19 protein-coding genes are annotated in these 21,530 nt (G+C 36.0%); 5 read left to right on the top strand and 14 right to left on the bottom strand.

Going from position 1 to position 21,530, the window contains the following annotated elements; all coding sequences use genetic code 11:
- Nucleotides 1–73 precede the first annotated feature (73 nt).
- Entirely contained in the window at nucleotides 74–940 is an 867-nt protein-coding gene (locus BTM29_RS06435; RefSeq protein ID WP_076614890.1) for a DegV family protein, read from the bottom strand.
- Nucleotides 941–1,150: 210 nt separating this feature from the next.
- On the opposite strand from BTM29_RS06435, the gene BTM29_RS06430 reads away from it, so the two are divergent.
- From BTM29_RS06430 to BTM29_RS06410, 5 genes are all read left to right on the top strand, one after another.
- Nucleotides 1,151–2,329, top strand: a complete 1,179-nt coding sequence (locus BTM29_RS06430) for a galactokinase (RefSeq protein WP_076614885.1) — start codon at nucleotides 1,151–1,153, stop codon at nucleotides 2,327–2,329.
- Nucleotides 2,329–3,807, top strand: coding sequence for a UDP-glucose--hexose-1-phosphate uridylyltransferase (locus BTM29_RS06425; protein WP_076614881.1), 1,479 nt, complete (start codon nucleotides 2,329–2,331; stop codon nucleotides 3,805–3,807). The genes BTM29_RS06430 and BTM29_RS06425 overlap by 1 nt, the downstream gene beginning before the upstream one ends.
- Nucleotides 3,807–4,790 carry a LacI family DNA-binding transcriptional regulator gene (locus tag BTM29_RS06420; protein WP_076614878.1) on the top strand — a complete coding sequence of 328 codons (984 nt, stop codon included), beginning with the start codon at nucleotides 3,807–3,809 and terminating at the stop codon, nucleotides 4,788–4,790. Before BTM29_RS06425 ends, BTM29_RS06420 begins: the two co-directional genes overlap by 1 nt.
- A gap of 205 nt (nucleotides 4,791–4,995) precedes the next feature.
- Nucleotides 4,996–6,027, top strand: coding sequence for a branched-chain amino acid aminotransferase (locus tag BTM29_RS06415; RefSeq protein ID WP_076614874.1), 1,032 nt, complete (start codon nucleotides 4,996–4,998; stop codon nucleotides 6,025–6,027).
- A gap of 441 nt (nucleotides 6,028–6,468) precedes the next feature.
- Nucleotides 6,469–7,386 (top strand): L-lactate dehydrogenase, encoded by a 918-nt coding sequence (locus BTM29_RS06410; RefSeq protein ID WP_076614871.1) that lies wholly within the window; start codon nucleotides 6,469–6,471, stop codon nucleotides 7,384–7,386.
- Between the two features lie 302 nt (nucleotides 7,387–7,688).
- On the opposite strand, the gene BTM29_RS06405 is transcribed toward BTM29_RS06410, so the two are convergent.
- The 13 genes from BTM29_RS06405 to selD form a co-directional block, all read right to left on the bottom strand.
- The gene (locus BTM29_RS06405; RefSeq protein WP_076614867.1) at nucleotides 7,689–9,629 is read right to left on the bottom strand and encodes a copper-translocating P-type ATPase; all 1,941 of its coding nucleotides are present in this window, start codon (nucleotides 9,627–9,629) and stop codon (nucleotides 7,689–7,691) included.
- A complete protein-coding gene (locus BTM29_RS06400; protein WP_257787701.1) occupies nucleotides 9,629–9,910 on the bottom strand; it encodes a cupredoxin domain-containing protein in 282 nt (93 codons plus the stop codon). Before BTM29_RS06400 ends, BTM29_RS06405 begins: the two co-directional genes overlap by 1 nt.
- A gap of 266 nt (nucleotides 9,911–10,176) precedes the next feature.
- Nucleotides 10,177–10,548 (bottom strand): cupredoxin domain-containing protein, encoded by a 372-nt coding sequence (locus BTM29_RS06390; RefSeq protein ID WP_418236004.1) that lies wholly within the window; start codon nucleotides 10,546–10,548, stop codon nucleotides 10,177–10,179.
- A 134-nt stretch (nucleotides 10,549–10,682) separates the two neighbouring features.
- Nucleotides 10,683–11,423: an ABC transporter ATP-binding protein gene (locus BTM29_RS06385; RefSeq protein WP_076614854.1), complete on the bottom strand. Its 741-nt coding sequence runs from the start codon at nucleotides 11,421–11,423 to the stop codon at nucleotides 10,683–10,685.
- Nucleotides 11,424–12,434 carry a taurine ABC transporter substrate-binding protein gene (locus BTM29_RS06380; RefSeq protein WP_076614850.1) on the bottom strand — a complete coding sequence of 337 codons (1,011 nt, stop codon included), beginning with the start codon at nucleotides 12,432–12,434 and terminating at the stop codon, nucleotides 11,424–11,426.
- Nucleotides 12,431–13,207 (bottom strand): ABC transporter permease, encoded by a 777-nt coding sequence (locus tag BTM29_RS06375; protein ID WP_076614846.1) that lies wholly within the window; start codon nucleotides 13,205–13,207, stop codon nucleotides 12,431–12,433. The genes BTM29_RS06380 and BTM29_RS06375 overlap by 4 nt, the downstream gene beginning before the upstream one ends.
- A gap of 62 nt (nucleotides 13,208–13,269) precedes the next feature.
- Nucleotides 13,270–14,973, bottom strand: a complete 1,704-nt coding sequence (locus BTM29_RS06370; protein ID WP_076614841.1) for an FAD-dependent oxidoreductase — start codon at nucleotides 14,971–14,973, stop codon at nucleotides 13,270–13,272.
- 54 nt (nucleotides 14,974–15,027) lie between these two features.
- Complete coding sequence (gene selA, locus BTM29_RS06365) at nucleotides 15,028–16,407, bottom strand: L-seryl-tRNA(Sec) selenium transferase (protein WP_076614837.1); 1,380 nt, start codon at nucleotides 16,405–16,407, stop codon at nucleotides 15,028–15,030.
- The gene (locus tag BTM29_RS06360; protein WP_076614833.1) at nucleotides 16,407–17,564 is read right to left on the bottom strand and encodes an aminotransferase class V-fold PLP-dependent enzyme; all 1,158 of its coding nucleotides are present in this window, start codon (nucleotides 17,562–17,564) and stop codon (nucleotides 16,407–16,409) included. Before BTM29_RS06360 ends, selA begins: the two co-directional genes overlap by 1 nt.
- A gap of 2 nt (nucleotides 17,565–17,566) precedes the next feature.
- On the bottom strand, nucleotides 17,567–19,471 hold the full coding sequence (gene selB / locus BTM29_RS06355) for a selenocysteine-specific translation elongation factor (RefSeq protein WP_076614830.1): 1,905 nt from the start codon (nucleotides 19,469–19,471) through the stop codon (nucleotides 17,567–17,569).
- A gap of 8 nt (nucleotides 19,472–19,479) precedes the next feature.
- The gene (locus BTM29_RS06350; RefSeq protein ID WP_076614825.1) at nucleotides 19,480–19,749 is read right to left on the bottom strand and encodes a putative Se/S carrier protein; all 270 of its coding nucleotides are present in this window, start codon (nucleotides 19,747–19,749) and stop codon (nucleotides 19,480–19,482) included.
- A 10-nt stretch (nucleotides 19,750–19,759) separates the two neighbouring features.
- Nucleotides 19,760–20,353 (bottom strand): sulfurtransferase-like selenium metabolism protein YedF, encoded by a 594-nt coding sequence (gene yedF, locus BTM29_RS06345; RefSeq protein ID WP_076614822.1) that lies wholly within the window; start codon nucleotides 20,351–20,353, stop codon nucleotides 19,760–19,762.
- A 123-nt stretch (nucleotides 20,354–20,476) separates the two neighbouring features.
- Nucleotides 20,477–21,499, bottom strand: a complete 1,023-nt coding sequence (gene selD, locus BTM29_RS06340; protein ID WP_076614818.1) for a selenide, water dikinase SelD — start codon at nucleotides 21,497–21,499, stop codon at nucleotides 20,477–20,479.
- Between the last annotated feature and the right edge of the window lie 31 nt (nucleotides 21,500–21,530).

Genomic DNA, 21,530 nt, shown 5'->3' with positions numbered 1-21,530 from the left:
TGATATTCACTTTCGTGAATACCAGGATTATTTGCGTTAATGCTCGGAAATTAACCGCGTGTTGTGGCGCTCTTTACTTAACTGTCTGCCAATCCATCTCCCAAATAATTCCCATTGTCTTTTCACCTGTATGGACACTAATAGCTGGTCCCAGTGAACTTTGTGTTACTCGAACATTTGGAAACTTCTCTTGCAAATCTTGTGCCCAAGAATCTGACAACTCTTGATTATTAGCATCAATGATGGTTGCATGGACTTTATAATCAACATTATCTAGTGTTTCTTGAATTTTGTCACACATAAGTCTGAAGACTCGTTTCATTGTGCGTTCTTTACCTATGGCGATAATCTTACCTTCATCATCAAAAGTTAACATTGGTTTGATATTTAATAAATTACCAATAATGGCTGATCTATTACTCAAACGTCCTGTACGCATTAGGTGATTCAAATTATCAACTGCAAATCTGACTTCCATAGTGTCACGAAGCATCTTTAACTTAGGTACGATATCTTCAGGACTCTGTCCTTCTTGTACCAATTTACCGGCTAGTAATACCAAGTTTGCTTCCCCAGCACTGGCAACTAATGAATCAAACGGAAATACTTCTGCTTTGTCATATTCCTTACAGAACATTCTCAAATTATCCATGAAACTAGTAATTCCACTTGATAAATGAATAGAAATAATCTTATCGTATCCCTCTGATACTAACCTGTCATAGGCCTCTTCGATTTGTCCCATTGAAACTTGAGCTGTTGTTGGTAATTCATCTTCAGTTTTTAAATAATCGTAAAATTTGTCTAATCCTAATTCTTCGGTTTCTTTATATTGTTTATTTCCCAAAATAACTGTAATTGGCAGAACAGTGATGTTAAATTCTTTTATTTGTTCCGACGTTAAATATGAAGCCGTATCCGTCACAATTGCCGTTGGCATAAATTCGTCCTCTTTTTCCTTCAATATATAATATGAAAGTATTGCTTAAATCATAACATATTTGATTAATATTACTATTATATATTACGTTGCAAGCTAACAATTATTTTTGTTTACCAAACGTTTACTAACACAAGTTATTGCACCAGTCAAAAGAAAGCGTTATCATAAGTTAGTAAACATTTACTAAATAAATATGGAGAAAAACTTATGAATAACAACGACCTTCTTTCAGACTATCAAAACATATTTAAATCCTCAGCCGAGAGACTTTTCTTTTCCCCCGGAAGAATCAATCTAATCGGTGAACACACTGACTACAATGGTGGTAATGTGTTCCCTTGTGCCATTAGTATTGGTACATACGCTGCCTATGGTGCACGTGATGACGGAAAAATTCAAATGTATTCAGCAAATATTCCTGATAAAGGAATCATTAGTTTCAATATCGATGACTTAGACTACAAAAAAGAAGACGATTGGGTGAACTATCCCCGTGGTATCATGTACTTCTTAGCAAAACGTGGCTATAAGTTCGATCATGGCTTCAATTTATTCATTCACGGTAATCTGCCTGATGGTGCTGGTCTTTCATCTTCTGCATCAATCGAACTATTGATGGGAACTATTTTGAATACAGTCTTTGATCTAAAAGTAGACCAATTAGACTTAGTAAAAATCGGTCAAGAAGACGAAAATAATTATATTGGTGTTAACTCAGGTATCATGGACCAATTTGCTGTCGGTATGGGTAAAAAGGATCAAGCAATTTTACTTGATACCAATACTATGAAATACCAATATGCTCCAGTTAAACTTGGAGATAACGTTATCGTGATCATGAACACAAATAAGCGTCGTGAATTGGCTGATTCCAAATACAACGAACGTCGTAGTGAATGTGAACTAGCTCTAAAGAAATTACAAACCAAATTGGACATCAATTCTCTTGGAGATCTTTCGATCGATGAATTCAACGAATATGACTATTTGATAAATGACGATGCCTTGATTCGTCGTGCCAGACATGCAGTGTTCGAAAATCAACGTACTTTAAAGGCCATCAAGAGATTAAATGACAACGATATCGAAGGCTTCGGACGCTTGGTCAATGCCTCACACATCTCACTACATTACGACTATGAAGTAACTGGTAAAGAACTAGACACTCTAGTGGAAACAGCTTGGAAACAGCCAGGTGTCCTCGGTGCCCGTATGACAGGTGCAGGATTTGGTGGATGTGCTATCGCCATTGTCGCTAAAGACGAAGTAGAAAACTTCAAGTCAAATGTTGGTAAAACATATAAAGATGAGATTGGATATGACGCTGACTTTTATATTGCTGAGATTTCTGATGGACCAAAAGAATTATCCGAGGTGGGTGAATAATGAGTACCAAAGAAACAAGTTCCATTGATAAATTCGCTGACGAAATAATTAAGTTCGACAACAGTTATCAAGAATTGGATCGTATCTACTTAATCAATCGTATCCGTAGTCTAGTTGGTGATGAATGCGATATAAATGGCAAGTCCCTTCTAGAATTACGAGATGCCTTGATTCAAACCGCAATCAAAAACAAAAAAATTGAAGATACAGCAACTGATAAGGAAATCCTTGGTGATCAATTAATGAACCTATTAACACCAATGCCTTCCTATATTAATCAAAAATTCTGGAATCTATATCAAAAGAGTCCAATTGACGCTACCAACTACTTTTACGATCTAAGTCGCAAAAATGATTATATTAAAACACGCGCCATCGCCAAAAACTTATCTTTTGAGACTAAAACTGACTATGGAAATTTGGAGATAACGGTCAATTTATCAAAGCCTGAAAAAGACCCTAAAGCCATTGCTGCAGCTCGTAATCAGGTTCAAAATGGTTATCCCAAATGCCAGTTGTGTATGGAAAATGAAGGATACTTAGGTCGTTTAGGTTATCCAGCTAGAAGTAATCACCGTATAATACGCTTCACACTCAGTGGTGAAACTTGGGGATTCCAGTATTCACCATATGCTTATTTCACAGAACACGCTATCTTCTTAGCCAAGACACACCGTCCAATGATCATCAATCAACATACCTTCAGTAATCTATTGGAAATAGTCAAACAATTCCCACAATACTTCGTTGGTAGTAACGCTGACTTGCCTATTGTCGGTGGATCGATGTTGACTCATGACCACTATCAAGGTGGCAGACACCAATTTCCTATGATGAAAGCTCCAATCACCAAAGAAATAAAGTTACCCTTTGAAAATGTATATGGTGGTATCGTTAAATGGCCATTGTCAGACATTAGATTGATCAGTGATGATCCTGACCAGTTGGTTAAGGCCGCAACACTTATCCACAATACTTGGATGAATTATTCTGATGAATCTGTTGATATACGTGCCTATGTAAATGGAACTCGTCATCATACAGTTACACCTATCGCTTACCGTGATGGTGATAATTATATTATGGATATTGTCTTACGTGATAATCAAACTTCCGTAAAATACCCTGATGGAATCTTTCATCCCCACAAGCAATATCAACATATTAAAAAAGAAAACATCGGCTTGATCGAAGTCATGGGACGTGCCATCTTACCCGCTAGATTAAAGAGTGAACTCGTTGAAGTTGAGAAGTACTTGCTTAATGAATCCAACGATATCGCCCAATATCACAAGAAATGGGCTGATGAATTAAAGAGTCGCTATTCCTTCACTGCCGAAAACGTTGAAGATATTGTTAATTCAGAAACTGGCCTTGTATTCTCACACGTCCTAGAAAACGCAGGAGTTTACAAGTGGGATGAGACTGGACAAGCTGCATTTGATAAGTTCATTGCTAGTTTGAATGTGGTGAAGTAATGGCAACGATTCGAGATATCGCAAAAAAAGCTGGAGTCTCCCCCGCCACTGTCTCTCGTGTTCTAAATAACGATTTGACCCTTTCGGTTACTGATGAGACCCGTATCAAAATTATCAAGACAGCTGATAGTTTGAATTATTCAAAAGTTAATCGACATATCAAAAAACGTGTGGCATTAATCCAGTGGTATTCACAATCTAAAGAACAAGATGATCTATATTACATGATGATCCGAGAAGGCATTGAGAAACGTAGTCAGCTCTATAACTTTGAGGTCGTTCGTGTATTCAATAGTGACTTGAACAAAATTGAGGGTGACATTGATGCTATCATTGCTGTTGGGAAATTCAGTAATGAACAGATCAAACAGATGTCACAAGTTTCACCCAAAATCGTCTTTATCGATGATAACCAATTCATCAACGGATATGACTCGGTCTTAAGTGATTTTAAGTCCGGTGTTGATCACGTGATAGACTTCTTTATAAAACAAGATATAAAGAATATCGGTATCATTTATGGAGAGGAACATTCCACCGACGATCTTAGAATTATCCCTGATAAAAGATTCGATTATTTCAAACAATATTTATCCAATCGTAACCTCCTTCAGGAGAAATATTGCTTTAAGGGTGATTTCACTAAGAAATCCGGTTACGAACAAATGAAATCCGCTATCAATACACTTAACAAGCTACCAGACGCCTTCTTTGTAACAAATGATCCAATGGCAGCTGGAACTTTACAAGCCTTACAGGAAGCTGATATATCCGTACCAAATCAAGTGCAGATTTTCAGTTTCAATGACACTTCTGTTGCAAGATATGTAAATCCAGAACTCAGCTCTGTTTCAGTCGAAACAGAAGAAATGGGAAAAAGTGCTGTTGATATCCTAAATGATTTGTTAAACAACGAAAGACACGTCGCTTTTAAGCTTGAATTAGCCACCAAGTTGGTGCTTAGAGATAGTACAAAGAGTTAAGAACGAAGATAAAGATTGGTATTCACATAAGTGAACGCCAATTTTTTTGCTTTATACATAAGGAATCATTGTACATTAAATTAATTCTAATTTTTAAAGACATTTATTTGATTTACCATTTCACCATTGACTTATTACCAGTACTAGAACTATTATAGTTATTAATTATTTTCTAATAATTTTTAATAATAAAGGAGAAATATTTATGGCAAAAGCAGATGCATCTAAACTAGATTGGAATAACTTAGGATTCGAATATATGGACTTACCTTATCGATATACAGCCCATTGGAAAGACGGCGACTGGCAAGATGGTGGCCTTACTGACAACAGTACACTTCCATTGAATGAAGCTGCCGTTGTACTACATTATGGTCAAGGTGCTTTTGAAGGAATGAAAGCATACCGTACACCAGACAACAAGATTCAATTGTTCAGACCAGATCGTAATGCAGCCCGTTTAAGAAATTCGGCCGAAAGACTACTTATGCCAGTGTTCCCAGAAGACAAGTTCGTTGAAGCTGTCAAACAAGTCGTTAAGGCAAACGCTGACTTTGTACCCCCATATGGTACAGGAGCAACACTTTATCTTCGTCCCCTTCTAATCGGTTCAGGTTCAACAATTGGTGTTCATGCAGCTCCAGAATACACATTCACCATTTTTGCTATGCCAGTAGGTTCTTACTTCAAAGGTGGAATGACACCCGTTAACTTCACCACATCACAATATGACCGTGCTGCACATAAAGGTACCGGCCAATCCAAAGTCGGTGGTAATTACGCCGCCTCACTACTACCCGGAGAAAAAGCACACAAAGATGGATTTGCCGACTGTGTCTATCTTGATCCAGTAGAACACAAAAAGATCGAAGAAGTCGGATCAGCCAACTTCTTTGGTATCACAAAAGACAACGTATTCGTCACACCAAAATCACCATCAATCCTACCTTCAATCACAAAATACTCACTACTATGGCTTGCTGAACACAGACTAGGCCTAGGAGTTGAAGAAGGAGACGTATTTATTGACCAACTAGACAGATTCAAAGAAGCCGGAGCCTGCGGAACAGCAGCAGTTATCTCCCCTATCGGAGGATTGGAACACAACGGCAACCTACACGTATTCTACAGTGAAACAGAAGTAGGACCAGTAACAAAGAAACTATACGACGAATTAACAGGAATTCAATTTGGTACAGTTGAGGCCCCTGAAGGATGGGTACAAGTCGTCGAATAAGAGAGCGAAAAAGGCCGGGAGATTCTGAGCACTGCCTAAGATAGCGAAGGTATCACGTAGTGATGCATTTGATATCTGTAGCAGGCGCAGGAATCTGGCCTTTGTAGCTCGTTTTCGAATAAGAGAGCGGAACAAAGCGGTTAACTTTTGAGCATTACCTAGGATAACGAAGGTGCCAACGAAGTTGGTGCATTTGTTATTCGTAGTAAGCGCAGAAAGTTGCTTTGTGTAGCTCGTTTTCGACCAGAGAGCGGAAAAGTGACGGTTAAACCTTGAGCATTACCTAGGTTAATAATTGTGCTAACGAAGTTAGTGCAGTTATTAATCGTAGTAAGCGCAGAGGTTTGTCTCTTTGTAGCTCGTTTCAACCAGAAAGCAGAAAAGTAACGCATAATCATCTTTGAAGTTCATTCAACCAAAAAACTAAGGAAAAAAAACAAAATGAGAAAATTTGGAATCATCGGTATAGGTCACGTTGGCGTGACTATCGCCTATACACTGGTAACAAAAGGAATTGCTGACGAATTAGTTCTTATTGATACCAATGAAGGTAAAGCTGTCGCAGAGCAATTGGATCTAGAAGATGCTCAAGCAAGACTCGACACAACTACACAGATTAAAATCCAAAACTATGCCGACCTTTCAGATGCTGATATTGTCTTTATGACAGCCGGTAAAATTGATGCTGCTAAAGAAAGTGGTAATCGTTGGGCAGAGTTTGAATATACTAGTGCTAGCGTGAAGAATATTGCTCCTCAATTAAAGGCATCAGGATTCAATGGAATAGTTATTGATACTACTAATCCTTGTGACGCAATCACCCAGTATTTACAACAATCCACAGGTTTATCAACCTCTCAAGTATTCGGTACTGGTACCTTTTTAGATACTGCCAGAATGCAAAGAGTTGTTTCTGAACAATTTGATACCAATTCCAAGAATGTTGCTGGATATACGCTCGGCGAACACGGTGATTCCCAATTTGTTGCTTGGTCCAGTGTTCAAGTTAACAGTCACCCACTAGAAGAATTCGCTAAACAACAAGGACAAGTTCTCGATTACACAGCACTCGAAAAAGAGATTAGACTTGGCGGTTGGTCAGTCTATCAGGGAAAAGGTTATACCAGCTTCGGTATTGCTACATGTGCCGTCAAACTAGCTGAAGCCGTCTTGTCAGATGCCAAGCTAGAATGTCCCGTATCTTGTTACAATGAAGAATTCGATACCTATATCGGACAATCGGCCGTAATTGGCAAAAACGGTGTGGAATTTGTGAACACTATTCCATTAACAGATGATGAAAAAGCTAGTTTTAAAAATTCTGCTGAAACTATCAAAGAAAAATTTGCCACAATGTAGTAGTGAAACGCGATCCAAAACGCAATTTCTTTTATCTATTAAAGTTCAAGATCTTGTACTTCTACTTGTTTGCTTCGCAAACGCGATCCAAAACGCAATTTCTTTTATCTATTAAAGTTCAAGATCTTGTACTTCTACTTGTTTGCTTCGCAAACGCGATCCAAAACGCAATTTCTTCTATCTATATAAAGTTCAATATCTTGTACTCTACTTGTTTGCTTCGCAAACGCGATCCAAAACGCAATTTCTTCCGTATAACGCAAAAAATAGTCTTCACTTTGTGAAGGCTATTTTTAGTGTTATTACTCGGAAATTAACCGCGTTTTGGATCGCTCTGGTTTGATTTTAGCTTTATTTAACAACATAGAACTAGTTACAACTGACAATGAACTGAACGCCATTGCTAAACCGGCTAATTCTGGACTTAAGCTCAATCCAATTCCGAAGAATAATCCAGCAGCAACTGGAATTCCTAAGACGTTATAAATAAAGGCCCAGAATAGATTCAACTTGATTCTATTGAATGTCTTCTTACTTAATGCTAAAGCACGATCAACATCTCTCAAATCATTTTTGACCAATACGATACCACCAGATTCAATGGCAATATCAGTACCAGAACCCATGGCAATACCAACATCGGCAACGGTTAATGCAGGTGCATCGTTAATACCATCACCAACAAATGCTACTTTTCCATTTTCTTGTAATGACTTAACATGATCAGCCTTATCACCAGGCAAAACGTCGGCGATAACTGAATCAATACCTACTTGGGATGCAATTGCTTTGGCGACACGTTCATTATCACCAGTAAGCATAACTGTGTTCAAACCACGTGCCTTCAAATCTGCGATGGCTTCCTTTGAAGTATCCTTTGGGGCGTCTTGAATAGCAATCAAACCAATAATCTTTTCTTTGACTCCAACAAAGACAACTGTCTTAGCCTCTTCTTGAAGCTTGATAACTTGTTGCTTCATTGATTCATCTATCGAGACATTTGATAACAACTTATCGTTACCAACAAATGCTTCTTGACCATCAACTAGGGCCTCAACACCTTTACCCTCAATAGCCTTAAATTGACTGACTTTTGGAATAGATATATTGTCCTTTTCAGCTTTTTTAACTATTGCTGAAGCTAGTGGATGTTCTGAAGATTGTTCCAATCCTGTGGCAAGTGTTAAAACGGACTTCTCATCACCAATAATATCAGTAACTTCTGGTTTACCAACTGTGATAGTACCAGTCTTGTCAAAAACAACTGTTTTAACATCATTAACGGCCTCTAAAACTTCACCATTTTTGATTAAAATACCCATTTTAGCAGAACGACCTGTTCCAACCATCAAAGCTGTTGGTGTGGCTAGTCCCAAGGCACAAGGGCAAGCGATAACAACAACTGATACTGCAAAGATCAAAGAACTTGCAACAGATGCTCCTAAGAATACATACCAAACCATAAATGTAACAATTGCTAGAATTAATACTGTTGGAACGAAAACATCTGAAACTTTATCAGTTAAGTTTTGAATTGGAGCATGACTATTTTGAGCTTTTTTAACTAATTCAACAATTTGAGAAAGCATCGTGTCATCGCCTACTTTTTCGGCTTTGAACATGAATGTACCATTACTATTAATTGTTGAACCAATAACTTTGTCGCCAATCTTTTTTTCAACTGGCATGCTTTCACCTGTGACCATAGATTCATCAATAGTTGAACTACCTTCAGTGATAGTTCCGTCAACAGCAATCTTTTGGCCGGGTTTTACTCGAACGATATCACCAACAACTACTTCAGATAAAGGAATGTTCACCAACTTACCATCACGCATAACTTCGGCATCCTTAGCTTGCAAGTCAGCTAGTTTTTCAACTGCATTTGAAGCGTTATTTCTCATTCTCTCTTCAAATACTTGTCCAAGAAGAACAAAGGTTGTAACAAATGCTGCACTTTCGAAGAACACAGCCTGATTAGTCGCCATAGCGTAAATACTGTACACGTAAGCTGTTACAGTACCGATTGCCACTAATGTATCCATGTTGGAATGATGCTTAGTAAACGATGCCCACGCACTTTGCCAAAACGGACGTGCTGACACTAACATAATAACTGTGGTTAAAACTAATTGTGTCCAATTACCACCTGGCAACATCCAGCCAAATGGCATTAGAATCATGTTGGCTAACATTGGTAGTGAAAAAATCAATGAAATCCAAAATCGCCTTGTTATTGTCATTATTTGATTACCACCTTGCCAAAGAACATGTCCATACCACAACTGAAGTCAAATTCTCCAGCTTTATCTGTTGGTACGTCTACTGTCTTAGTAACGTTGATTGGTAATTCTTCTTCAAATCCGAGTTTCTTTGAATGAACTACATCTAGACATCCCTGTTCATTTGTTCTAGTAAATGAGATCTTTGCTGGAACTCCTTTTTTCAAATTAACAACTTCTGGGTTATATCCACCGGCTACTTCTACTTTTACTTCTTGTGTATTTTCATTCATGGTTTTTATTCTCCTATTTTTTGATTTGCTTGGGTTGAAACGAGCTACAAAGGCCAGATTCCTGCGCCTGCTACAGATATCAAATGCATCACTTCGTGATACCTTCGCTATCTTAGGCAGTGCTCAAAATCTCCCGGCCTTTTCCGCTCTCTGGTTGAAAACGAGCTGCACAAAGCAACTTTCTGCGCTTACTACGAATAACAAATGCACCAACTTCGTTGGCACCTTTATTATTCTAGGTAATGCTCAAAAGTTAACCGCTTTGTTCCGCTCTCTTATTTTATAATCACTTTTCCATGGAACATATCCATGCCACAAGCCCACTGATACTCTCCGGCATTTGTTGTGTCTATTTCAATTTGTTGTTCTTCATTAATTGGTAAGGCTTGGTTAATACCAAAATCAGAAAAAACTACTCTATCTAAACAACTGGACTTGTCTTTTCTTGTGAAATTGAGAATTGCTGGTACGCCTTTTTTTAGGACTACTGTTTCCGGTGAATATCCACCGTTTACTTCTACGTCTATACTCTGTGAATCGTTATTAACACTGGCTGATACTTCGGCGACTTCGTGTTTGCCAAAGAACCACCATACAATGAATCCTATAATTGCTAAACCTACTATTAACACTATTATCTTTGCCAAAATATTTTCCTCACTTTTCCGTTTACAATTGTAATCAATAACTACATATTATCCTCAACGTTTACATTTGTCAACAAGAATATTCTACAAAAAAAATTAACTATATCCTATTAGGGATATGGCTAATTTTTTTGTCATACTATTTGCTTTAAAATTCGATTTTTATATTTTATATACTCTGAATCAATATCTTCTAGATCGATATTAAAATACGGATTATCAATGATTTTCATTGGTGATGACTTGTCTGGTGTCATAATTGCTATCCTATTGCCCAGTTTTATAGCTTCGTCGATGTCATGCGTAACAACTAAAAAGGTTAGATGTAGTGATTTCCACAAGTCTAGGACTACTTTATGAATATCATTACGAGTGAACTCATCTAAGGCACCAAAGGATTCATCAAACATCACCAGTTGCGGTTGATTAGCTAGAGCACGCGCAATGGCGACTCGTTGCTTCATCCCACCTGACAACGAAAAAATATAATCATCTTTTTTATCAGCCAGTTGAATCTGCTCCAATAATTTATCAACGCGAACATTTATCTCAGCTTTATTAAAATGTCTCATGTTCAATCCAAAACCAATATTTTCAGCCACATTCAACCACGGATATAAGGCATTATTTTGAAATACAACACCGATTTTCCAACTTGGTTCAACAATCGTCTCACCATTTAACAATACTTCTCCAGAACTTGGGTGCAAATAACCTGCAATCGTATTTAACAGCGTACTTTTCCCACAACCTGACTTGCCGATGACGGTTAATATCTCGCCACGATTAATATCAAAGTTCAATGTATCCAAAGTTGGTTTGGTGCCTCCCGGATAAGTAAGCGTCAAATCCTTTACCTCTATTATCTTCTCCACTTATTTCTCCCCCAATTCATCAACATATTTAGTTACAACAAATTTGTTTATTTCCGCTTTTGTTGGTGCGTGATCAATCGTCTGTTGTTTGGCCATAAAATTACCAGTCTTATATAACTGATTTTGGAATTCTTCTGTCAAAAACTTTTGTTCCGTCATTTGTTTGGCAGTCAACCACTCAGATGTACCAATTTGTGATTTTGCTTCTCCATAACTCAAGTCATTTTGTTTCGAGGCCGCTGTAATAATTACTTTTGGATTCTTTTGTATCTGTTCATGCGCCTTGTTCAATTGTTTCACCAAATCCGCAACTAATTTCGGATGATTTCGTTCAAATCCACCCCGAACCAATGTGATATTGGCCGTAATTACCTTTTGGTTCCTTAAATCTTCACTATTAATTAGAAAGTGTCCATTTTTTAACATTGGAGTTAATGTCGGCTGCCAAGTATATGCGGCTGTTATATCTCCACGATTCCATGCTGCAACAATGTCTTGTGTGTCCATATCTAACAACGAAACTCTATTCAGTAAATTATATTTTTTCAATGTCATCATCAAACTATAATGCGACGTCGATGCAAATGGAGTGGCAATTTTCTTACCAGCAAGATCTTGAATACTTTTGATATTGGAACCATTTTTAACCACTAGTCCCTCATTATTTCCTATAACGTCATTTACCCAGATCAACTTTGCATCAATCTTGGAAGACATTGCTACAACACCGTTCGTGTCACCCATAGTGGCGAAGTCAACATCCCCTGAAATCAACGCCTTATTAGCATCAACTCCAGAATCAAAAATTATATATTTTATTTTAATATTCTTTTTTTTGAAATAATTATCCAAATAACCTAATTGACGTGCTGCTGCCACATCATTTGGGGTCTGTAGTATACCAATACGAATTTCACTGAGGTTTTTTTGACCGTCATCCTTTTTAGAGCATCCCACTAGAATCAAAAGAAAACTACCTAAAAGGATTAATAACTTAACTGTCTTCCTCATGATTTACCACTCCAAAAGACGATCTTTCTTTCAATTAATTTTAATAATTGATCCAATATCACACCAGTAATCCCAAGAATGAAAATACCTACAAACATAACATCACTCTTCAAATACTTAGAAGCATTGACGATCATCCAGCCAATACCATACGTTGCAGCAACCATTTCTGCAGCAACAACAGTTGTATATGCCATACCAACAGAGGTCCTGATACCAGTAAAAATATCCGGTAAAGCTGAAGGAAAGATAATGTGAAAAAACACTTGGGTAGAGCTGGCTCCAAGTGACCTTGCACTTTTAATATAGTCAACATTGACCTTTCTAACACCAGAAATACAGGCCAAATAAATAGGCGCAAATGCTGCTAAATACAGCAGTACTACCTTAGAAGTCTCACCTATACCAACCCAAAGAATTAGCAAAGTATAATATGCCAAAGGTGGAATGGGTCTGATAAATTGAATTATAGAATCAAATATCGCATAGACAATCTTGATCCGACCACTTAATAATCCCAATGGTATAGCTGTAATTATCGCAAGTCCCACAGCACTGAGAAGTCGAAGCATTGTAATCATAAAGTGATACCATAACGGAATCCCATTATAACCGTATTTGCTCAGATTAATAAATGTAGTTATCACCTTCTCAGGACTTGGTAGAAGTATTTCTGGAGTAATCTTCAAAGCTGTGACTAACTGCCAGACAATCAGCAATACTAGCCACGTTATAACGGTTATCCCAAGATATTTTCGATTCTTTGCTTTCATTATTCCCCTCCGAAAAAAACGAGGATGTGACGTAACTGTCACATCCTCTCGCAAAATTAAAATTACATTAAATCAAATCTATATCCATCAATAATTGGATCTCTATCATCAACAGTATCATGGTAATATTCATATTCAGACAATCCTAAAAACGAACCCACGATATTATATATATTGGTATACCCTAAATTACCAAGTGCACGTACCATATTATAGCTACGCTGACTTGATAAACAATGAACATAAACTGGAATATTATGTGGAATCTCATCCAATCTATCTCTGAATTCACTTAGTGGAATATTTATAGCTCCCTTAATGTGTCCTTCTTTATATTCATTAGGTTCACGAGCATCTACTATCATGGCTCCACTCTCAACTAAACCTCGGACTTTTGACATACGGACTTGTTTGAATTCACCATTAAGAATATTTGTAGCGACTAACCCGGCCATGTTCACGGCATTCTTAGCTGTACTGAACATTGGTTGATAACATAATTCTAGATTTTGTAAGTCCTCGACATGTCCGTGCATTGATATCATTGTAGCAATAATATCAACTTGTTTATCAACTCCACTTTCACCAACTGCTTGTGCACCAAGGATTTCACCTGATGGTGTTCCAAAAATCAACTTGAAATAGAGAGGCTTGGCATTCGGCATCAAAGCAACTTTATCTTTCGGAATAACCATTGCTATGTCATAGCTAATCCCATTATCTAGACATTGTTTCTCAGTTAATCCAGTTGATGCCACATTCATCTTGAAGAGCTTGATTACTTGCGAACCAATAACACCACGCTGAGTAACTGTTCTCCCATACATGTGATCTGCGGCATTGCGTGCTTCCATTTGAGCTGGAAAAGCTAAGTTAAGTCGCTGTTTCTTTCTTGTGATCATATTAGTAACTTCGATTGCATCACCAACCGCATATATGTTAGGTAGATTAGTTTGATAATTTTGATTTACAGCGATTGCTCCTGTACTACCAAGCTTTATACCAATCTTCTCGGCTAAAGAAACATCTGGCTTAACGCCTATTGCCATCACAACAACGTCAGTGGGAATAACTTTGTTCGATGATAAAGTCACATTAGTACTAGAAATAGCTGATACAGCGTCATCCACAATCAAATTGACACCATTATCAAGTAATTCTTTATGGGCAATTTGTGCCATGTCATCATCAATAGTAGCCATGATATGATGAGCCGCTTCAACTAATGACACATTTTTACCTGCTTCAACAAGATTCTCCATAACTTCAAGTCCAACAAATCCACCACCAACAACAGTGATATTCTTGGCATTTGTTTCCTCAATATATCCTTGCAAAGCTTTAATGTCTTCAACATTTCGAACTGTAAACACATTGTTGCCATGAACACCCTTGATTGAATTGGGCACAATTGGAACTGCCCCGGGAGATAAGACTAATTCGTCATAGTCTACTTTGCTAGTCTGTGAAGTTGAAACATTCTTGATTGTTACATTTTTTTCAGCATGATCAACGTCGATCACTTCAGTATTAACCACAGCATCGATATTGTATTGACGTTTGAATTGTTCAGGATGCATCAACACAATATCATCGGCATTTTTAATGGTTCCACTCAAATGATATGGTAATGAACAATTAGAAAAAGAAACATTAGGACCCTTTTCAAACATGGTGATTTCAGCATCTTCATCTAGTCTTCTAACCCTAGCAGCAACTGATGCACCGCCTGCTACTCCACCTACTACTATTACTTTTTTGCTCATTTTGCTTTCCTCCCTTCTAAAAATCATTTCAAGATTCTTATTAATATGTCTTACTTAGTTTTTAATTTCATTCAATGCAGAAATGACCTTTTCAAACTCCGATTCATCAATTGTTCTAATATCCAGCAAAACATTTTCATGACTAATACGAGCAATTATTGGATACTTAGCATACGCTAATAATTCATTTAATTTTGTTGCTGAAATATTGGATTTTAAATCTATTAACAATGTTGGAAGTTTTACATCAGGAAAAGCTCCTCCCCCAACGACTGTTGTCCCATTTATAACTTCAGCGGAAAAATTAGTATCACTGTCAATTCTATCTTTTAAAGTATCTGCCTTATACTGTAATTCAGCTTTACTTATGGTTAAATCTCGTAATACGGGAATTTTTTTAATAGCCTTTTTAGGATCTCTATACAATTTTAATGTTGCAACTAAAGCTGCCAAAGTAGCTTTATCTACACGTAGGGCCCTCAATAGCTGATTATGCTTCAATTTATCAATATACTTTTTCTTGCCAGCTATAATACCAGCTTGTGGGCCTCCCAATAATTTATCTCCAGAAAACATAACAAGGTCACAGTTTTCAACTTCTTGTTTAATAGTCGGTTCAGATAAACCGTAGCTATTTAAATCAATCATCAAACCACTTCCAAGATCATTAACCAAGGGTAAATCATTTTTATGAGCAATTTTTGCTAGCTCATTAGAATTAGGTGTCTCAGTAAATCCAATCAACTTATAATTGCTAGTGTGAACCAATAGTATTCCACCAGTATCTTCATTAATTGCTTCCTCATAATCTTTTATATGAGTTTTATTAGTCGTGCCAATTTCTTTTAAAACACCACCAGTAGAAGTGATAATATCTGGGACTCTAAAGGATCCACCTATTTCAACTAATTGGCCACGTGAAATAATAACTTCTTTTCCGTTAAATAAGGTACTTAAAACAAGCATTACAGCCGCAGCATTATTATTAACAACAATGGCATCCTCTGCGCCTGTTAATTCATGAATCAACTTACCAATTACCTTATAGCGGTCACCACGTTTTCCTTGAGTAATATCATATTCTAGGTTAGTAGAATGCCCTGACATTAAAGCAAGGCTCTCTTGTGCCTCAATAGCTAATTTTGCACGTCCTAAATTCGTATGTAAAATAACACCAGTTGCATTAACTACAGGTTGTAACTCACTTACTCTATTATCTCTTAAAATTTTTTCTATTGCATTCTCAAAATAAGGAATATCAATATCATTTTGAAATTCATTAGTTAGAATACTTCGACGTGTTTCATTCAAGACCTGAGTTATTGCTGATTTAATTTCTACTAAATCATGATTTTGGTTCCAAAATTCAATTTTATCCAAATTTAATAAATCATTTACAGAAGGTAATTTTCTAAGTAATATTTTAGAATCCATTAGATTTCCTTTCTGTATTCAATAATAAGTTCTTCCATTGCTCCTAGAAATACCTTTATTTCTTCAGAGGTATTAAAACTTGAAAAAGATAATCTGACAATACCTTGTTCTACCAGATTAAAGCTCTCCAAGACTTTTGGTGCACAATGTGCACCTGTTCTATTTGCAATTTGATATTCATCCCATAGCCACTGACCAACTTCAGCAGAATTTAAATCACCGACATTAAAAGCAATAACACCAGTTCTTAAGCCTGTTCTGGGAGTATAAATCTTTACTTCAGGATATTTATCCAACCCATCTATTGCTTCATCAGTTAAGCCAATGACATATTGACGAATATTATTTAATCCGTATTTAAGTATATAATCAATTCCTTCATATAATCCTGCAATACCGGGAACATTCATAGTCCCCGCTTCCAATCTAGTCGGAAATTCATCTGGCATATTACTATTAAATGAATCAATGCCCGTTCCACCACTTTTTAAGGGTTCAATTGGTAGACTCTCTTTCAAGCAAATTCCACCTGTACCTTGTGGTCCATAAAGCGATTTGTGACCTGTAAAGCAAAGTACATCAATACCTTGCTTTTGAATATCAATATCAATAAAACCCGCACTCTGTGCGGCATCAACAATAAATAATAAGTTATATTTCTTACAAAGTTTACCAATATTATCAATAGGTAAAACATAACCAGTTACATTTGAAGCATATGTACAAACAATAGCTTTAGTATTACTTTTAATTCTCGTCTCAAAATCTTCGATATTTATAACTCCAGTTTCAGTATCAAATGGAACATAATCAATATCTACATTATTTCTTCTTAATTGCTCTAAAGGCCTTATAACGGAATTATGTTCGTAATTTGTAGAAATAACATGATCTCCAGGTTTTAGTAATCCTTTCAAAGTAGTATTTAAGCTATCAGTTGCATTGCTAGTAAACATGACAAAATCGCTCGAAGGGACATTGAATAGTTGCGCTATTTTTTCTCTTGTTTGTTCTACTAATAAGCTGCTATTAACACTATAGTTTGAAGAATCACGTCCTGGGTTACCAAAATGACCACTAGTTAAAACGTCTGACATTGTTTTACCAACGCTTTCAGGCTTTATAGCAGTGGTTGCAGCATTATCAAAATAAATCATCACTATTCCTTCTTTACTAAAACTCTCATATTTTCCTTACGTCTAGTAATTCCTTGTTTGTCCATACTTTCTAATATCAACATTCCATACTTACGACTAGCACCTGTTAAGTCCCTAAATTCTGCCAAAGTCATAGTTTGATTTTCTTTCAAATAATCCACAACTTTAACAACAGCCGATTCAAAGGCCGATTTTAACATTACATTTTGTTCACTTAGTCTGATTATTTCATTACCCTCTAATGATTTAAAAACTTCAATTTTTGTCTTATCCGATTGTAAAATATCATCATCATTGGGTGGCATTAAGGGATTTGCTTTCAATGAATCAATGATTTGGTTATAAGCTTTTCTCTGATAATCATTGTATTTAACTTCAAAATCACTTGCTGAAACAATGGATCCCAAAATTTTTATTTGATTATCGCCAATCATTTGATTTAACACGTTTTCAATTATCTTTCCAGATATAATGTTTTTAAAATTAACAAGTAATTCCTCTTTAGGCATGCCTTTTTGTAAACGATGTTTTTTATGATAATTCCATACTGTATCTAAAATATTATTTTTGAACTCATCCAATCTAGATTTAGATACCACTACGTCTAGAACATTTACAACCTTATTTTCAGACAACAATGAATCAACCACTTCATTGACACTTTGAATCGAGATATTTAAATAATCTGCAATGCCTTCTTTAGTGCAGCCCAGTTCACTTTGATTATTCAAGAAATCTAATAGCATATCTTCTTGATTACCTGAAGCCTGAACTGAAAGATTCTTCAAAATTTGGTCATTAAAGCGACGATGCTTAGTGGGATTTGGTTCAAGGACTGTACCGCCACCAATTAAATTCATTGGAGAATATGTGCGTAATATGTAGCGATCTCCCTTTTTAACAGCAACTGGTTCTTCCAGTCTTAATTGTAAATAATTATTCTTACTAGGATCAATTTCATCCTCTCCTAAAGGAACAACCCTTGCTATAATCTCTCTAGCACCAAGATAAACCCTAACTCTGCTCCAAAGTCTAATATAGTCAGCATCTTTATCTGGTAACATTTTAAAATCTACATCTAGCATCCATGTAGGTTTAATATTTTTCGATGTTGTTAGAACACTTCCTCTTTTTATTTCATCGGGTTTTAAATTTGTTAAATTAATTGCCGTTCTAGTCCCAGGAAGTGCCTCAGTTACATTTTTATCATGAACTTGAATATTTCTAATTTTAGTTTCCTTACCACTAGGAAATACCTCTAAAGTCATACCATTATGAACTTCACCTTCGAGTAAAGTCCCAGTAACAATTGTCCCAAATCCTTTGATAGAGAAGGATCTATCGACATTAATTCTTGGTATACCATTATTATTTGTATGTGTAATGGTATCAACCTTTTCATCCATTACTGAAATAAGTTCCTTCATCCCAGTACCACTAATTGCATCTACTCCTATAATTGGAGCTTTAATATTATGTTCATCTAGAAAATTTTGTACATCATCAACAACTAGTTCTTTAAACACATCATCAACAGTATCAATCTTACTTAAGACTACAATGTAGTTTTCAATTCCCAATAGCGACATAATATCAACATGCTCACGAGTTTGTGGCATTATACTTTCGTTAACATCAATAACTAATAAAACCAGATCAATACCGCTTAATCCGGCAATCATATTTTTTAAAAATTTTTCATGTCCTGGAACATCAACTATTCCAACTTGTTGATGATGTGGCAAATCAAAAAATGCGAATCCCAAGTTGATTGTTAAACCACGCTTTTTTTCAGCAGCTGTTGTATCTGTGTCGATACCTGTTAACGCTTTAATTAAAGTTGTTTTCCCGTGGTCAACGTGACCAGCAGTAGCAATAATTATTTGATCTTGACCAATCTTTTCCATAGTATCACCTAATTATCCAGCGTATATGTACTTCTAACACCTATAGAACGAGTTCCTTTATAGATATTTTGATACCCTAGACTTTTATCATTTAGCATTTCTTTTAAAGATTCTTTTTTATCATAGTTGAATCTTAAACTCATTCCACAACCAGCAGAAATTTGTCCAGGTGTAGAAATAATATTTGCCTTATATTCTTCATTTCCATCAAGTAATTCTTTAACCTTTATTGCTTGATGGGTCGATTTAAATGTCACTAATCCAAATTCATTTTTCATTCTTGTTCCTCTAGTCTGGTCTTACAACACGGTTTGTTTTCGTCATTACTTGCACAATTTCAAACATATTGCTAATCGAACCAACTGCAAGTTTATCTTTGAGTCCATAATAATCAAGACAGGCACCACATCCAGAAATTTCAACTCCCGCTTCTTCTAGAGCTTTTAAATCATCCAAATAATCTGAGCCTTCAACTAATAACTTAACTCCACCGTTATAGCAAAGAATCTTATCTGGCAGAACATCTTGCTCTGTAAGAGAATAAACAAACATATGTAATAAGTTTTTCCCTAAAGTATCATCACCATGTCCCATAACGTCAGTATTGATAACTACAACATATGACTCACCTTGATCATTAAGCTTTGATTTTGCTTCTTCATTGACTTTGTCAGGATCATTTTTTAGATAAACGTCAAATGTTCCATCATCTTTCTTATCTACTTTATAGTCATAACCTTTTTGATCAGCCAACTTTTTTAAGTTTTGTGGTGCCATATCATCATCAACAGTAATCACAATTTCATCTGTAGATTTTAAGGCCTTTCTTGACATAATAATTGGTGTTGGACAAACTTTTCCCAATGCATTTATTTTTTCCATAATCAATTCTCCTCGTTTTTTATATAGATACCCTCTGATTTACTACGACAGACAAAAACTATTATCGGTTATTATCTGTCGTAATAAATCATTGGAATTTTAATCCAATGACTTATACGTTAATTAATTTACAGTAATCTCATAATTACCTTTATCAACAACTTTTCCAATACAAGAACTCTTAAGCGTTAATTTATTTAACTTTTCCAAAACTTCATCGGTGTATTCAGGATCAATACTGAATAATAAACCACCTGAAGTTTGTGGATCATAAAGCACTTCTTCTAAAGCATTATCTTCAAAAGTGAAATTAATCTTACCATTTAGGAAGTTACGATTTCGTTGTCCTCCACCAGTAACTAATAATTCCTCAGCGCATTCGTATGCAGAAGGTAAAATCGGAATATCAGCTGAATTTAATTCAGCGGAAAATTCATTATGCAGAAATTCATTAAGATGTCCTAATAATCCAAATCCTGTTACATCCGTACAGGCACTAACAGGATATTTACGAATTATTTCAGATGCATATTTGTTTAAAGTCGTCATAGATTCAGTAGCTGATTGAAAGGCTTTCTCACTAGTCTCACCTACAGCGTATGCACCAGTAATAATTCCCACACCTAACGGTTTAGTTAGAATCAAATCATCCCCTGCTTTACAGGTATCATTTCTCATGATTTTTTTAGGTGAAATAATTCCATTAACCGATAGTCCGTATTTAGGACGTTGATCTTGAATCGAATGTCCACCAGCTAAAAAACCACCAGATTCAACAACTTTGTCTAATCCACCCTGAAGAATTTTCTTCAAAATAGATTGATTCATTTCCTGAGGAAAACAAACAATATTTAATGCTGAAACAACTGTGCCACCCATTGCCCAAACATCACTCAAGGCATTGGTTGCAGCAATTTGTCCGAATAAATATGGATCATTTACCATTGATGGAAAGAAATCTAAGGTTTGAATAATTGCTGTCTCATCATTAACTTTTATAATGGCTGCATCATCAGTTGTTTCAAAATCCACCATGATATTATTCTGTTTATCTTGATGTAGATCTTTCAAAATATTCTCTAATTTTCCTGGACCTAACTTTGCATTACAACCACCACAAACAATTAATTTATCAGCTGAATCCATAATAATTTTCCTTTCTGTACATAAACAATTT

The sequence above is a fragment of the Companilactobacillus allii genome (assembly GCF_001971585.1).
GTDB classification, from domain to species: domain Bacteria; phylum Bacillota; class Bacilli; order Lactobacillales; family Lactobacillaceae; genus Companilactobacillus; species Companilactobacillus allii.
The sequence above is the reverse complement of the archived record's forward strand: the minus strand, read 5'-3'. Positions and strand labels throughout refer to the sequence as shown.

What these genes read in the sequence shown, in the direction of transcription:
- BTM29_RS06415 (WP_076614874.1), top strand. Translation starts at nt 4,996, where the DNA reads ATGGCAAAAGCAGATGCATCTAAACTAGATTGGAATAACTTAGGATTC.
- BTM29_RS06430 (WP_076614885.1), top strand. Translation starts at nt 1,151, where the DNA reads ATGAATAACAACGACCTTCTTTCAGACTATCAAAACATATTTAAATCC.
- BTM29_RS06380 (WP_076614850.1), bottom strand. Translation starts at nt 12,434, where the DNA reads ATGAGGAAGACAGTTAAGTTATTAATCCTTTTAGGTAGTTTTCTTTTG.
- BTM29_RS06435 (WP_076614890.1), bottom strand. Translation starts at nt 940, where the DNA reads ATGCCAACGGCAATTGTGACGGATACGGCTTCATATTTAACGTCGGAA.
- BTM29_RS06405 (WP_076614867.1), bottom strand. Translation starts at nt 9,629, where the DNA reads ATGACAATAACAAGGCGATTTTGGATTTCATTGATTTTTTCACTACCA.
- yedF (WP_076614822.1), bottom strand. Translation starts at nt 20,353, where the DNA reads ATGGAAAAAATAAATGCATTGGGAAAAGTTTGTCCAACACCAATTATT.
- BTM29_RS06375 (WP_076614846.1), bottom strand. Translation starts at nt 13,207, where the DNA reads ATGAAAGCAAAGAATCGAAAATATCTTGGGATAACCGTTATAACGTGG.
- BTM29_RS06420 (WP_076614878.1), top strand. Translation starts at nt 3,807, where the DNA reads ATGGCAACGATTCGAGATATCGCAAAAAAAGCTGGAGTCTCCCCCGCC.
- selD (WP_076614818.1), bottom strand. Translation starts at nt 21,499, where the DNA reads ATGGATTCAGCTGATAAATTAATTGTTTGTGGTGGTTGTAATGCAAAG.
- BTM29_RS06370 (WP_076614841.1), bottom strand. Translation starts at nt 14,973, where the DNA reads ATGAGCAAAAAAGTAATAGTAGTAGGTGGAGTAGCAGGCGGTGCATCA.
- BTM29_RS06425 (WP_076614881.1), top strand. Translation starts at nt 2,329, where the DNA reads ATGAGTACCAAAGAAACAAGTTCCATTGATAAATTCGCTGACGAAATA.
- BTM29_RS06360 (WP_076614833.1), bottom strand. Translation starts at nt 17,564, where the DNA reads ATGATTTATTTTGATAATGCTGCAACCACTGCTATAAAGCCTGAAAGC.
- selA (WP_076614837.1), bottom strand. Translation starts at nt 16,407, where the DNA reads ATGGATTCTAAAATATTACTTAGAAAATTACCTTCTGTAAATGATTTA.
- selB (WP_076614830.1), bottom strand. Translation starts at nt 19,471, where the DNA reads ATGGAAAAGATTGGTCAAGATCAAATAATTATTGCTACTGCTGGTCAC.
- BTM29_RS06410 (WP_076614871.1), top strand. Translation starts at nt 6,469, where the DNA reads ATGAGAAAATTTGGAATCATCGGTATAGGTCACGTTGGCGTGACTATC.
- BTM29_RS06350 (WP_076614825.1), bottom strand. Translation starts at nt 19,749, where the DNA reads ATGAAAAATGAATTTGGATTAGTGACATTTAAATCGACCCATCAAGCA.